This window comes from Streptomyces sp. NPDC005485, assembly GCF_040606085.1.
Classification (GTDB): Bacteria; Actinomycetota; Actinomycetes; order Streptomycetales; family Streptomycetaceae; genus Streptomyces.
This window is the reverse complement of record NZ_JBEXDZ010000007.1, coordinates 43,737-57,121: the sequence shown is the minus strand read 5'-3', so window position 1 is coordinate 57,121 and position 13,385 is coordinate 43,737. Positions and strand designations below refer to the sequence as shown.

Annotated in this window: 13 protein-coding genes; 10 read left to right on the top strand and 3 right to left on the bottom strand. The window is 71.5% G+C overall.

Annotation, left to right across the window (positions count from 1 at the left end; all coding sequences use genetic code 11):
- Complete coding sequence (ligD, locus tag ABZS97_RS04560; protein WP_356133475.1) at positions 1-882, top strand: non-homologous end-joining DNA ligase; 882 nt, start codon at positions 1-3, stop codon at positions 880-882.
- A 661-nt stretch (positions 883-1,543) separates the two neighbouring features.
- On the opposite strand, the gene ABZS97_RS04555 is transcribed toward ligD, so the two are convergent.
- On the bottom strand, positions 1,544-2,347 hold the full coding sequence (locus ABZS97_RS04555) for a nuclease-related domain-containing protein (RefSeq protein WP_356133473.1): 804 nt from the start codon (positions 2,345-2,347) through the stop codon (positions 1,544-1,546).
- Positions 2,348-2,452: 105 nt separating this feature from the next.
- Between ABZS97_RS04555 and ABZS97_RS04550 the strand changes: the two genes are divergently transcribed.
- The 7 genes from ABZS97_RS04550 to ABZS97_RS04520 all read left to right on the top strand — a co-directional run bounded on the left by ABZS97_RS04550 (position 2,453) and on the right by ABZS97_RS04520 (position 9,211).
- Positions 2,453-2,959 (top strand): dual specificity protein phosphatase, encoded by a 507-nt coding sequence (locus ABZS97_RS04550; RefSeq protein WP_356133471.1) that lies wholly within the window; start codon positions 2,453-2,455, stop codon positions 2,957-2,959.
- A gap of 109 nt (positions 2,960-3,068) precedes the next feature.
- Positions 3,069-3,851, top strand: coding sequence for a hypothetical protein (locus ABZS97_RS04545; protein WP_356133469.1), 783 nt, complete (start codon positions 3,069-3,071; stop codon positions 3,849-3,851).
- Positions 3,848-5,305, top strand: a complete 1,458-nt coding sequence (locus ABZS97_RS04540; RefSeq protein ID WP_356133464.1) for a HAMP domain-containing sensor histidine kinase — start codon at positions 3,848-3,850, stop codon at positions 5,303-5,305. The genes ABZS97_RS04545 and ABZS97_RS04540 overlap by 4 nt, the downstream gene beginning before the upstream one ends.
- A gap of 70 nt (positions 5,306-5,375) precedes the next feature.
- Positions 5,376-5,792, top strand: coding sequence for an SH3 domain-containing protein (locus tag ABZS97_RS04535; protein ID WP_356133461.1), 417 nt, complete (start codon positions 5,376-5,378; stop codon positions 5,790-5,792).
- 43 nt (positions 5,793-5,835) lie between these two features.
- A complete protein-coding gene (locus ABZS97_RS04530) occupies positions 5,836-7,206 on the top strand; it encodes an FtsW/RodA/SpoVE family cell cycle protein (protein ID WP_356133458.1) in 1,371 nt (456 codons plus the stop codon).
- On the top strand, positions 7,203-8,660 hold the full coding sequence (locus ABZS97_RS04525; protein WP_356133456.1) for a penicillin-binding transpeptidase domain-containing protein: 1,458 nt from the start codon (positions 7,203-7,205) through the stop codon (positions 8,658-8,660). Before ABZS97_RS04530 ends, ABZS97_RS04525 begins: the two co-directional genes overlap by 4 nt.
- Positions 8,661-8,704: 44 nt before the next feature.
- Positions 8,705-9,211, top strand: a complete 507-nt coding sequence (locus ABZS97_RS04520) for a DUF3291 domain-containing protein (RefSeq protein ID WP_356133454.1) — start codon at positions 8,705-8,707, stop codon at positions 9,209-9,211.
- 195 nt (positions 9,212-9,406) lie between these two features.
- On the opposite strand, the gene ABZS97_RS04515 is transcribed toward ABZS97_RS04520, so the two are convergent.
- Positions 9,407-10,330 (bottom strand): ADP-ribosylglycohydrolase family protein, encoded by a 924-nt coding sequence (locus ABZS97_RS04515; RefSeq protein ID WP_356133452.1) that lies wholly within the window; start codon positions 10,328-10,330, stop codon positions 9,407-9,409.
- Entirely contained in the window at positions 10,327-11,451 is a 1,125-nt protein-coding gene (locus tag ABZS97_RS04510) for a ferritin-like domain-containing protein (RefSeq protein ID WP_356133450.1), read from the bottom strand. The genes ABZS97_RS04515 and ABZS97_RS04510 overlap by 4 nt, the downstream gene beginning before the upstream one ends.
- Before the next feature lie 137 nt (positions 11,452-11,588).
- Between ABZS97_RS04510 and ABZS97_RS04505 the strand changes: the two genes are divergently transcribed.
- Complete coding sequence (locus ABZS97_RS04505; RefSeq protein WP_356133448.1) at positions 11,589-12,527, top strand: diiron oxygenase; 939 nt, start codon at positions 11,589-11,591, stop codon at positions 12,525-12,527.
- A 120-nt stretch (positions 12,528-12,647) separates the two neighbouring features.
- Positions 12,648-13,373: a TetR/AcrR family transcriptional regulator gene (locus ABZS97_RS04500; RefSeq protein WP_356133446.1), complete on the top strand. Its 726-nt coding sequence runs from the start codon at positions 12,648-12,650 to the stop codon at positions 13,371-13,373.
- The last annotated feature ends 12 nt before the right edge of the window (positions 13,374-13,385 follow it).

The window sequence follows — 13,385 nt, the reverse complement described above, 5'->3', positions numbered from 1 at the left end:
ATGACGCCGATCGCGGAGGTGGAGGGCCGGCGGGTGGCCCTGTCCAACCTGGAGAAGGTCCTCTACCCCGCGACCGGATACACCAAGGGCGAGTTGCTGCACTACTACGCCACCACCGCGGACGCGCTGCTGCCGCACCTCCGCAACCGGCCGGTGTCCTTCCTGCGCTACCCGGACGGTCCGGACGGCCAGGTCTTCTTCACCAAGAACGTGCCGCCCGGGACGCCCGACTGGGTCGTCACCGCCGAGGTCCCCCGGTCGGAGGGGCCCGCGCGGATGGTCCTCGTCCAGGATCTGGCCTCGCTCATGTGGGCGGCGAACCTGGTGACCGAGTTCCATACGCCCCAATGGCTGATCGATGCGCCCGACGAGGCCGACCGGCTCGTCCTCGACCTCGATCCGGGTGCGCCGGCGACCGTCGTCGAGTGCTGCGAGGTCGCGTTGTGGCTGCGGGAGCGGTTGGCGGCGGACGGGATCGAGGCGTACGTGAAGACGTCCGGGTCGAAGGGGCTGCATGTACTGGCCGCGGTGGTGGCTACGCCTTCGCGGCGGGTGACGTCGTACGCCAAGGAGCTTGCCGTGGCTGCGGAGCGGGCGATGCCCCGGCTGGTCGTGCACCTCATGAAGCGGAGTCTGCGGCCGGGGAAGGTCTTCGTGGACTGGAGCCAGAACGCTGCGCGGAAGACCACGGCGACGCCGTACACGGTGCGGGCCCGGGGGGCGCCGGCTGTGTCCGCGCCGGTTTCCTGGGAGGAGGTGGAGGGGTGTACGGCGGTGGGTGAGCTGGCTTTCCATGCCGGGGACATCGCCGGGCGGCTGGAGGCGTACGGGGATTTGCTGGCGCCGTTGTTCGAGCCGGGGGCGGGGGCGGTGGTGCCGTGAGCTGAGCCCGGTGGGGATCCGCTGCGCGGGGCTGGTGTTGGCCTGGGGTGGGCCCCGGCATCCCCGATTCGTTCGCACCCGGGGTGGGTGGGTAGGCCCCGGGTGCCGCTTCCTTTGCTGGTCACCCGGCGTGGTTGCTGGGCGGGGGTGGGTTGCGCAGCCCGGCGCTTACGGGGCGCCGCTGCGCCCACCCGTGCCGCCCCTGGCGGCACAATTGCCCGCAGAAACGAGGCTCCGCCGGCCACCCGGCACCCCACGCACCCGCCACTGCCGGGTGGGCAACCGCCCCCAGCCACACGCGCGCCCGCAGAAACGAGGCTTCGCCGGCCACCCGGCACCCCACGCACCCGCCACTGCTGGGCGGGCAGCCGCCCCCAGCCACACGCGCGCCCGCACAAACGAGGCTCCGCCGGCCACCCGGCACCCCACGCACCGCCGCAGCGTGGGCGGGCAGCCGCCCCTACCTCCACGCACGCCCGCAGTGACGCGGCTTCGCCGGCCACCCGGCGCCACACGCACCCGCCGCTGCTGGGTGGGCAACCGCCCCGACCTCCACGCGCACCCGCCGCAGTGTGGGTGGGCAGCCCCCCGGCGCAACACGCACACGCACCCCGCTGCATGGCTGGGCAGTCGCACGAATACCCCAGCCAAGCCCTCCCCGTCACACCTCCAACCACGTACGCCGGTCCCTCGCCATTGCGTGGAGGGCCTCTACGTCGGCCGGTTTGAGGGTGCCGCCGAGGTGGGCGAGGGTGGTGAGGTCGGTGTCCTGGAGGATGCGGACCTCGCGGGGCGGGGTGGTGATCTCCAGGGTGGTGGGGCCGCTGAGGGCGAGGAGGGGGCGGACCTCGGCCGTGAGGGCGTACGACGCGCGGTCGGCGTCGGCGCGGACGCGGCGCAGCAGCGCCACCGGTTCGCGGCGGCCGATCGTGACCATGGGGTCGGCGACCAGGACCCGCTGCTTGCGGGCGTACACCGTGCGTACGGCGAAGAGTCCGCCGGGGCCGATGACCAGGTGGTGGATGCGGTCGCCGCCCGGCAGCGACACGGAGTGCAGGGTGTGCCAGCCCGCGCCCTCCAGCCGGTCGAGGGCCTCGCCCACTGCCTGTTCCGCGGCGAGCGCCCGCCGCCGCGGGTCGGGACGCAGGCGGTGCGCCGGCCCCGGGTCGCGGTCGAGGTCGATCACCAGCGCCTCGCCGGGACGGTTCGGCGCGAGGTCGTCGTCCGGGTGAAGCGTGAGCCGGGCCAGCTCCGCCGGGGTCGGGACGGGGGGCGGTCCCACCGTCACCGGGCCGGTCAGGAACGGCCCGAGCGCATCGAGCACGTCCTCCCGCCGGTCGTCGCTGAGCAGGTTGACCCGGGCAGCCTCACGGTCGTACCAGGCGACGTTCCTCCCGTCCGTCAGGCAGACGTACAACCGCTCCTGACCATGCCGCCAGGTCGGTATGACGCGCAGTCCGCTCATGCACCATCACCCCTTGACCATGGGAACAGGCGGGGTGCTCCGGGGGCAAGAACCCGGTTACCTTTGTGAGCAGTTGGGGGAGTTGGGTGGGACTGGGAGGCATCGTTGCGGACCCGCAGAAAGCAACCCGATGTACCGGCTCCGGACAACCCGTGGAGCGAGGTCGTGCCCGGTCTGTGGATGGGCGGGCACGAGTTCGCGGGGGACTTGGGGCAGCTCGAATTCGCTGTCGTGCACGATGAGTTCGACCTCGTCCTGACGCTGCTGCGGCTTCCGGGGCACGGCCCGGACCCGGGCGTCGAGCACCATGTGTGGGCCGTCCCGGACGGGCCGCTGGACGGCACGCAACTGGCCGGCGTGATCCGTCTGGCGCAGGCCGCCTGCGACGCGCTCGACGAGGGCCGCCGCGTACTGGTCCGCTGCTACCACGGCTACAACCGCTCGGGGCTCGTCGTCGCGCATGCGCTGATCCGCAGGGGCCACTCCCCCGACGAGGCGATACGGCTCATCCGCACCCGGCGCTCGCCGTGGGCGCTGCACAACGAACTGTTCGTCGAGTACCTGCAGACCGGCCTCGCCACGGCCCGCCTGCTGGAGGAACTCGCCGAGTGACAGCCGGCGCCGGCCGCCCCCGTGCACCCACCCACCCCCACCGGTGAACAAAAAGGACTTCCCTACGAATAAGGTGTGTACGAGAACGGTCACCTGACGCAGGAGTGCAGTGATCCACAGCCGCCTCGCACGCGCGGCCCTCGGCGCCGCCACCTCCGCCGTGCTGGCGTCGGCCCTGGCGGGCTGCGGCGACGCGGGCGCCCTCAAGGGCGCCGGAGCAACCCCCACGGCCGTCGGGCCCACGAAGCTCTGGCCCCAGGTGCCGCCCGCCTCGACCCCGGCGCTCGACTACGGCGAGGCGGACACCGAGACGGTCAAGGGCGTCACGGCACCGGGCGACGACATCCACAAGGTCGACCCCGTCGACGTCGTACGCGCGGAGGTGGCCGCGCACCCGGACGACTACACCGGCCCGCACGCGGTGTACGCGAAGACGGTCCAACAGCTCAAGGACTGCAGTAACAAGAGCAAGAACAAGCACCAGGGCCAGGACCAGGGCCAGGAACGGAAGAGCAGCAAGAACTGCCCCATCCTCCAGGCGTACTACCGCGATCTCACCGGAGACGGGAAGGACGACCTCGTCCTCGGCATCCGTCTCCCCGACGACCAGCTGGCGGTACGCGTGTACACGTTCCTGCACCACAAGCTGGTGCAGATCATGGGGACCTCGGACAGCACGGTCAGCGTGGAGATCGCGGGCCGTGACGTGATCATCCGCTCGCCCTCGACGCTGCCGGGCTACGAGTACCGCACGGTCTGGTCCTGGGACGCGGAGCAGGACGCGATGCTGGCGACGCGCGACGAGATCCTCCGGGTGGGGACCCCCTCCCCGTCCCGTCACGGCACCGCCCCTCCCACCACCTCCCCGGCGCCCTCCGAGAGCGCCTCATGAGACCCGGACCCCACAGACCAGAGCTCCACAGACCAGAGCTCCGCAGACCAGGGCTCCGCAGGGCCGGACTCCGCAGACCCGCCCTCCCCCACTGGACCGCCACCCTCACCTGGAAGGCGGCCGCCTTCATCACGGTGATGTGCTGCGCGCTCGCCGCGCTCCTCGGTCTGCTCGTGCATGTCTCGGTGACCGACCAGACCGTCGGTGAGGCGCGCGATCTGGCGCTGGACCGGCTGACCGAGGTGGCGGCGGCGTACGAGGCGGGCGACCGGCTCCCGCGGGGTGCCGGGGTCGATCTCCCCGGAATGCCGGAGCCGCTGCGGACGCTCGCCTCGGTCGGGCAGCGCGGCACGATGGTCGGCGACGACGACCCGCACCCCACGATGTGGGCGGCCGGCCCCGCCGACGGCGGGCGCGCGCTCGCCGTGCGGGTCGACTACTCGCAGGGTGCCCACGCCATCGAGGCGCTCGACCGGGCCATCGTGTGGTCGTCGGCGCTGGCGATCGGCGCGACGCTGCTGGTGGGGTCGTTCGCGGTGACCCGGGTGACCCGGCGGCTGCACGCGACGGCGCAGGTGGCGCGGCGGATCAGCGCGGGCGACCTGGACGCGCGCGTCGACGATCCGCGTACCCAGGATCCGACGCGCCACCAGGACGAGGTGGCCGCGGTCGCGGGAGCCCTCGACACGATGGCGGCCTCCCTGCAGAGCAAGCTGCTGAGCGAGCAGCGGTTCACCGCGGACGTGGCGCACGAGCTGCGCACCCCGCTGACCGGGCTGCACGCGGCGGCCGAACTGCTGCCGCCGGGCCGCCCGACCGAGCTCGTACGAGACCGGGTGGCCGCCCTGCGCACGCTCACCGAGGACCTGCTGGAGATCTCCCGGCTGGACACCCGCAGCGAGCGCCTCGACCTGGACTCCGAGCAGCTCGCCCCGCTGGCCGAGCGGGTGGTGCGGATGGTGCGGGCCTCGGCAACCGGCACGGGGACGGACGCCGGGACGGGGACGGACGCCGGGACCGGCACCGGCCCTGGTACCGGCATCGGCCCTGGTACCGGCACGGAGATCCGTGTCGTACGCGACGCGCGCGTCGAGACCGACCGGCGGCGCCTTGAGCGGGTGCTCGGGAATCTGGTGGCGAACGCGCACAAGCACGGCAGGGGGCCGGTGGTGCTGACCGTCGACGGGCCGGTCGTCACCGTGCGGGACCACGGCGACGGCTTCCCCGGCTACCTCGTGGAGCACGGGCCGCAGCGCTTCCGCACCGAGGGCGGTTCGAAGGGCCACGGGCTCGGGCTGACGATCGCGCTCGGCCAGGCGGAGGTGCTCGGCGCACGGCTCGTGTTCGCCAACGCGCCCGACGGCGGCGCGGTGGCGACACTGACGCTCCCTCAGTGCGGGCCCCGTCCGGCGGCGGCGCCGGGCGAGGTCCGCGTCCCCGATGGCTCACTGTGAACTGCGCACACCCGAACCCCCTCCTAATGTGGCGATTAGTCAGCTTCGCCCCATTTCTGGAGGAGCCCTCATGGCCCTGCGGTCCATCCTCACCCGTCTCGCCATAGCCGCCGCGGGCGGCGCCCTCGTCGCCCTCGCCGCCACGACCCCCGCCGTCGCGAACGACGAATGGGGCGACGACCCCGGGGTCAGCAGCCGCAACGACGGCTGGGGACATCACGGCGAGCACCACGGTGACCACCAGAACCCACGCCTCTACGAGGGCCGGGTCACCGCCCGCGGCGGCCTGATCCTGCGCGGCGCACCCAACCGCGGCGGTGCGTACATCCGCACGGCCCCCTACGGCTCGATCGTCTCGATCTTCTGCAAGACGCCGGGCGAGACCATCGGCGGAAACCCGCTCTGGTACCTCCTGACCGACGGCACCTGGGCCTGGGGCGCGGCGCGCTACATCGACAACATCGGGCCCGCGCCACGCTGGTGCTGAGCAGCAAGGCACTCAAGACGCCTGATTTGGGTACGTTCCGGACATGACGATCAATGCCGGAACCACCGTGGCAGCGGATCCGCCGACTCCCGGTGTACGCCTCACCCGGCGCCGTGGCATCGAGTTCACCCTCATCGTCGTCGCCGTCCTGCTCTCCGTGTACGGCTACTGCGCTGTCGGTCTCGCCAAGAACGGCACCGTCCCGCCCGGCGCCGCCGGTTACGGCGCCGGGCTCGGCGTGCTCGCCCTGCTCGCGCATCTCGCGGTGCGGCTGCGGGCGCCGTACGCCGATCCGCTGCTCCTGCCGATCGCCGTGCTGCTCAACGGCCTCGGCCTGGTGCTGATCTACCGGCTCGACCTGGAGACCCCGCACGACCGGGCGGCCACCACGCAGCTCGTCTGGTCGACGCTCGGCGTCGGGCTGTTCATCGCGGCCGTGGTCCTGCTGCGCGACCACCGGGTGCTGCGGCGCTACGCGTACGTCTCGGTCGTCACCGCGCTGTTCCTGCTGCTTCTGCCGGTCTTCTTCCCGCCCGTGAACGGCGCCCGGATCTGGGTGCGGATCGCCGGGTTCTCCATCCAGCCCGGCGAGTTCGCGAAGGTCCTGCTGGCGGTGTTCTTCGCCGGATACCTGTCGGCCAACCGCAACGCGCTCGCGTACAGCGGACGCCGGATCTGGCGGTTCCGGCGGCTCCAGCTGCCCACCGGCCGCGTCCTCGGCCCGATCGTCGCCATCTGGCTGCTGAGCGTGGGCGTGCTGGTCCTGGAGCGGGACCTCGGCACGTCGCTGCTCTTCTTCGGGCTGTTCGTCATCCTGCTCTACGTCGCCAGCGGCCGCACCGGCTGGATCGCGGTCGGCCTGCTGCTCGCCTGCGTCGGCGCCGTCGCGGTCGGCTGGCTCGAACCGCACGTCCACAGCAGGGTGCAGGACTGGCTGCATCCCTTCGCGTCGATCGAGGCGGGCGACGGGCCCAACCAACTCGCCCAGTCCCTCTTCGCGTTCGCCGCCGGCGGAATGCTCGGCACGGGCCTGGGCCTCGGCCACTCGATCCTCATCGGCTTCGCCGCCAAGTCGGACTTCATCCTGGCGACGGCGGGCGAGGAACTGGGTCTGGTCGGACTGTCGGGAATCTTCCTGCTCTACGCCCTGCTCGTCGAGCGCGGCTACCGGGCCGGCCTCGCCCTGCGCGACCCCTTCGGACGGCTCCTCGCGATCGGTCTCGCCTCGATCATCGCGCTCCAGGTCTTCGTGATCGCGGGCGGCGTGACCGGGCTGATCCCCCTGACGGGCATGGCGATGCCGTTCCTCGCGCAGGGCGGCTCCTCCGTCGTCACCAACTGGCTCATCGTGGCCCTGCTGATCCGGATCAGCGACTCGGCCCGCAGCCAGTACGACGGGACGGCCGCCCCGTGACCAAGTACATCCGCAGAGCCGCGGTCCTGTGCGCCGTCCTGCTGGTCGCCCTGCTGGTGAACGCCACCCGCGTCCAGGTCCTCCAGGCCTCCTCCTACGACGACAATCCCGCCAACCGCCGCCAGACGATCGCCCGTTGGGGCCAGCCACGCGGCGACATCGTGGTCGACGGCCGGTCCGTCACCGGCTCCCGGGACACCGGCGAGCAACTCCGCTACGAACGGACGTACCGCAACGGCCCGTTGTACGCGCCCGTCACGGGCTTCGCCTCCCAGGTGTACGGCACCGCGTTCCTGGAAAGCGCCGAGGACAGCGTCCTGTCCGGCACCGACCCGATGCTCTCCCCGCTCCCCCTGTGGAACGACGTCACACGCGCCCAGAACGCCGGCGGCAAGGTCGTCACCACCATCAACGAGGCCGCGCAGCAGGCGGCGTACGGCGGACTCGGCGACCGCCGGGGCGCGGTGGCGGCGATCGAACCGTCGACCGGCAGGATCCTCGCGCTGGTCTCCGCGCCGTCGTACGACCCCGGCGAGCTGTCCGGGACCGGGGAGGAGGTGACAAGAGCCTGGCGGCGGCTCAACGGTGACGAGTCCAGGCCGATGCTCAACCGGGCCATCCGGCAGACCTATCCGCCGGGTTCGACGTTCAAGGTGGTGACCGCCGCGGCGGCGCTGGAGTCGGGTGTGGTGACCGATGTGGACGCGCCGACGAAGTCCCCCAACCCGTACACGCTGCCCGGCACCACCACGTCGCTCACCAACGAGGTCGACGGGTGCGAGGACGCCTCGCTGCGGTACGCCTTCGAGTGGTCGTGCAACACGGTCTTCGCGAAGCTGGGCGTGGATGTGGGGTTGCGCGACATGACGGGCACGGCCGCCAACTTCGGCTTCAACAACCGTGGGTTGAGGATCCCGTTCCCCGTCGCGCCCAGCAACTTCGACACCCGGCTGGACAAGGCGCAGCTGGCCCTCTCCTCCATCGGACAGTTCGACACCCGCGCCACGCCCCTCCAGATGGCGATGCTCTCGGCGGCCGTGGCGGGCGGCGGCTCGGTCAAGTCGCCCTATCTGGTGGAGAGAAGGACTTCCGCGGGCGGCGGCACGGTGTCGACGGCCGGGCCGCGGACCCTGCACCAGGCGATGAACCCGGCGACCGCGATGCGGCTGCGCGAGATGATGACGGACGTCGTGAGCGAGGGCACCGGCACGAACGCCGCGATTCCCGGCGCGACGGTCGGCGGCAAGACCGGCACCGCCCAGCACGGCATCGGCAACGCCGGTACGCCGTACGCCTGGTTCATCTCCTGGGCGCAGGCGGACGACGCCCTGCAGCCCGCCGTCGCCGTCGCGGTCGTCGTCGAGGACGCGGACGCCGACCGCGGGGACATCAGCGGGGGCGGGGATGCGGCGCCGATCGCGAAGGCGGTCATGCAGGCGGTGCTCGGGTTGTGAGACGGGGGTGGTGAGGCCTCCCCGGCCGACCTAACGTTCGGTCCATGACAGCCACGAGGGAAACCGCCGCGTACGAACTCGCCCAGGTCAACATCGCCCGCCTCAAATTCCCGTTGGACTCACCGGAGTTGAAGGACTTCGTGGATGCACTCGACCCGGTGAACGCCGTCGCCGACGCTGCCGACGGCTTCGTCTGGCGTCTGCAGAGCGACTCCGGCGACGCGACGGACATCGCCGTCTTCGACGACTCCTGGCTGATCATCAACATGTCCACCTGGCGCGACAACAACGCCCTGACGGCCTTCATGTACCAGGGTCAGCACCGGGAGCTGCTCGCCCGGCGGCGCGAGTGGTTCGAGCGGGTGGAGGAGGCGATGGCGGTGCTGTGGTGGGTGCCCGCGGGTCATCGGCCGACGGTCGGGGAGGCGGAGGAGCGGCTGCTGCACGTGCGCGAACACGGGGCTGCGCCGTACGCGTTCACGCTGCGGACGTCATATCCGGCCGGCCCGGCGAAGCCGTTGGGAGCCGCCGAGCCGGTCGCCACGGCCTAGGACCTGCCCGGCCGGGCAGGTCCTAGGGGGTGTTCTGAAAGTCCTGTGCGGTGTCCGCGGTGCCCGCGGTGTTCGGTGCGTGCCCTCGGCGTGCCGGACGAAGGTCCTCGTACTGGACGTACTTGGGGCTTCGGTCGGTGCGGCGAGGGTGCGTGCCGGGCGCTGTGGGTGCTGTGCGGGACTTTCAAACACCCCCTAGGCGCCGCCGGGAAGCGACTCCCTGCGCTCCAGCCACTCCTTCGGTACGCCGTCGACTCCTGTACGGGCTCCGACGATTCCGCCCGTGATCGCGCAGGTGGTGTCGACGTCGCCGAAGCCCTCGGCCGTGGTCCACAGGGCGGCGACGAGGTCGTCGGGGTGCCGGGCGGCGCTCCAGACGGCGAAGGGGACCGTGTCGTCGGCGCGGACGCGCTGCCCGTTGCCGAGCACGTCGGCGGCGTTCCAGGGCTCGGTCGCGAAGGGCAGGGCGGCCGCGCGCAGAAGGCCCTCGCGGACCGCGCTCGCCGGAGTGGCCGACGCGACGGTCTCGATGTCCAGTTCACCGCGGGTGGACAGTGCGGCCGCGACGGCCACGGCGACCGCGCCGGCGATGCCCTCCGGGTGCGCGTGGGTCACCTCCGCCGAGAGCGTCGCCTGCTCGACGACGCGGGGCAGGCTGCCGTGGAACCAGGCGCCCAGCGGGGCCACCCGCATGGCGGCTCCGTTGCCGAGGCTGCCCTCGCCCGCGAAGAGCCCGCTCGCCAACTCCCGCCAGCGGTGCGGCTCCTGGACCAGGCGGGGCAGGAGTTCGTGCATGCCGTAGCCGTAACCGCGGGCCGGGTCGGCGTCGTAGCCGAGGCCGAACACCTGGGCCAGTTCGGTGCGGCGGATCTCGCCGTGCTCGTCCAGGATCCGCAGGATGCCTAGCGCCATCGCCGTGTCGTCCGTCCAGTGCCAGTCCGGCTCCTCGGGCATGCGCCGGGCGCGGACCTCCTCGTACGCCTGCGGAGGGTCGCGGAAGAGCGGGAACCAGCGCTCGCCGAAGGCGTCCCCGAGGGCGAGGCCTTCGAGGCTGCGGCGGGCGGCGGATCGCTCCGCGGCGGGCGTGGCGGGCGTGGTGGTGGGCGTCTGGTCGGTCATGTGTCCGATGATGGGGCCGAGGACGCGCCCGCGTCGATCGCGTTCCGCACCTCGGCGACCCGCGCCCCCTCCTCCGCCGCGAACCGCTCCGCGTCCAGCTTCTCCGCGATCTCCTCGTCCTGGGACATCAGGAGGTCCAGGTTCGAGTTGCCCATGTCGAAGACGCCCATGTCGACGTACGCCTCCTGGAGGCGTTTGCCCCACAGGCCGATGTCCTTCACGCACGGGACGATGCGGCTGAAGAGCAACTGGCGGAAGAGGTGCAGGAATTCGGACTGCTCGCTGCACTCCTCGGCCTCGGCCTTCGGGATGCCGAAGTTCTCCAGGACCTCGATGCCGCGCAGCCGGTCGCGCATCAAGTAGCAGCCCTCGATGACGAATTCCTCGCGTTCGCGCAGTTCGGCGTCGCTGAGCTGCTTGTAGTAGTCGCGCAGCGCCATGCGGCCGAAGGCGACGTGGCGGGCCTCGTCCTGCATGACGTACGCGAGTATCTGTTTCGGGAGAGGCTTGTCGGTGGTGTCGCGGATCATGCCGAAGGCGGCGAGGGCCAGCCCCTCGATGAGCACCTGCATGCCGAGGTAGGGCATGTCCCAGCGGGAGTCGCGCAGGGTGTCGCCCAGCAGCGACTGGAGGTTGTCGTTGATCGGGTAGAGCATCCCGATCTTCTCGTGCAGGAAGCGGCCGTAGATCTCCGCGTGGCGCGCCTCGTCCATGGTCTGGGTCGCCGAGTAGAACTTCGCGTCCAGGTCCGGGACGGACTCGACTATGCGGGCCGCGCAGACCATGGCGCCCTGCTCGCCGTGCAGGAACTGGCTGAACTGCCAGGCGGTGTAGTGCTTGCGCAGTTCGCCCTTGTCGCGGTCGGTGAGCTTGGCCCAGTGCTTCGTGCCGTAGAGGGTCATCGCCTCGTCGGGGGTGCCGAGGGGGTCGTGCGGGTCGACTTCGAGGTCCCAGTCGATCCGCGTCCGTCCGTCCCACTGCTTGTCCTTGCCCTTCTGGTACAGGGCGAGCAGGCGGTCACGGCCGTCGTCGTACTCCCAGCTGAAGCGTGCCGCGCCGCTCGCGGGCACTTGCCAGAGGGGGTCTCCCGGATCCTTGGCGTACAGCTCATGCGTCGGCATACACCGCAGGCTCACACGTGGTAGACGCGGGGTCAACAAGTCGCGCAGAGGGGATTGACGGGCTTGCTGACAAGCAGTCTCATAAGAGGTGACCGCCGGTAACCCGTGAACTTCCCGTACGACGAGGTGGGACAGCGATGACGACCGTGACGGAAGGCGAAGACGCAGTCGATGCCCTGCGCGACGCGCTCGGCCTGCTCAAGGACCGTGAGCAGGTGGCCGAGCGGCTGCTCGACTCTTCCGCCAAGCACTCCTTCGACCCCGACAGGGAACTGGACTGGGACGCGCCCTTCGAGGACGGCAAGTGGTTCTGGCCACCGGAGCTGGTGTCCCTGTACGGCACCCCGCTGTGGAAGCGGATGAGCGAGGAGCAGCGGATCCTGCTGTCGCAGCACGAGGCCGCGGCCCTGGCCTCGCTCGGGATCTGGTTCGAGATCATCCTGATGCAGCTGCTGGTACGGCACATCTACGACAAGGCGGCGACGAGCGCGCATGTGCGGTACGCGCTCACGGAGATCGAGGACGAGTGCCGGCACTCGAAGATGTTCGCGCGGCTGATCTCCCGTGGGGGCACGCCGTACTACCAGGTCAGCCGGGCGCATCTGAACCTCGGGCGGCTCTTCAAGACGATCTCGACCACGCCGGGGTCGTTCACGGCGACGCTCCTCGGTGAGGAGATCCTCGACTGGATGCAGCGGCTGACGTTCCCCGACGAGCGGGTCCAGGCGCTGATCCGCGGTGTGACGCGCATCCATGTCGTGGAGGAGGCCCGCCATGTGCGGTACGCGCGGGAGGAGCTCCGGCGCCAGATGGTGACCGCTCCGCGGTGGTCGCAGGAGTTCACCCGGGTCACGTCGGGCGAGTTCGCCCGGGTCTTCTCGGTCGCCTTCGTGAACCCGGAGGTGTACACGAACGTCGGCCTCGACAAGCACCAGGCCGTGGCCCAGGTGAAGGCCAGCGGCCATCGTCAGGAGGTCATGCAGACCGGCGCGAAGCGGCTGACCGACTTCCTGGACGACATCGGGGTGCTTCGGGGCGTGGGGCGGCGGCTCTGGAAGTCGTCCGGCCTGCTCTGACCCGGCGTGGGCCGCTCGCCGGCGTGGGCGCCTCTCACGGGCTCCTTGTGCCGGTGGGGGGCCGGGGCCGCGGGTGCGCGGTCAGTACTCAGGTCTCCGAACACGGTTACGCTGCGGGACATGACCTCCGAGGCTCCCATCCGTGCGTACCGTCGGCTGAGTGTGGAGGAGCGGCGGCGTCAGCTGCTCGAAGCGGCGCTGTCGCTCTTCGCGCACCGCGCGCCGGAGGAGATCTCGCTGGACGACGTGGCGGAGGCGGCCGGGGTGTCGCGGCCCCTGGTGTACCGGTACTTCCCGGGCGGCAAGCAGCAGCTGTACGAGGCCGCCCTGCGCTCGGCGGCGCAGGAGCTGGAGCACTGTTTCGCGGAGCCTCCGCAGGGGCCGCTCACCGAGCGGCTGGGGCGGGCGCTCGACCGCTACCTCGCCTTCGTGGACCAGCACGACGCCGGGTTCAGCGCACTGTTGCAGGGCGGGAGCGTGGTGGAGACGTCACGGACCACCGCCATCGTCGACGGGGTGCGCAGGGCGGCCGCCGAGCACATCCTCGACCATCTCGCCGCGCGGGATCCGGGGCCGCGGCTGCGCATGACGGTACGGATGTGGATCACCGCCGTGGAGGCCGCGTCGCTCATCTGGCTCGACGAGGACAAGCAGCCGCCGCTGGACGAGCTGCGCGACTCGCTCGTCGAGCAGTTCGTCGCGGTGCTCGTGTCGACGGCGGGCCGCGACCCACAGACCGAGCACGTCGTACGGGCCGCGATCGCGCTGGAGAGCGCGGAAGGGGCCGCGGGGACGCTGGCCCGCCGGGTGCTGCCGATCCTCGGGGACGCCGCTCACCTGCTGTGACGGCGGCGTTTG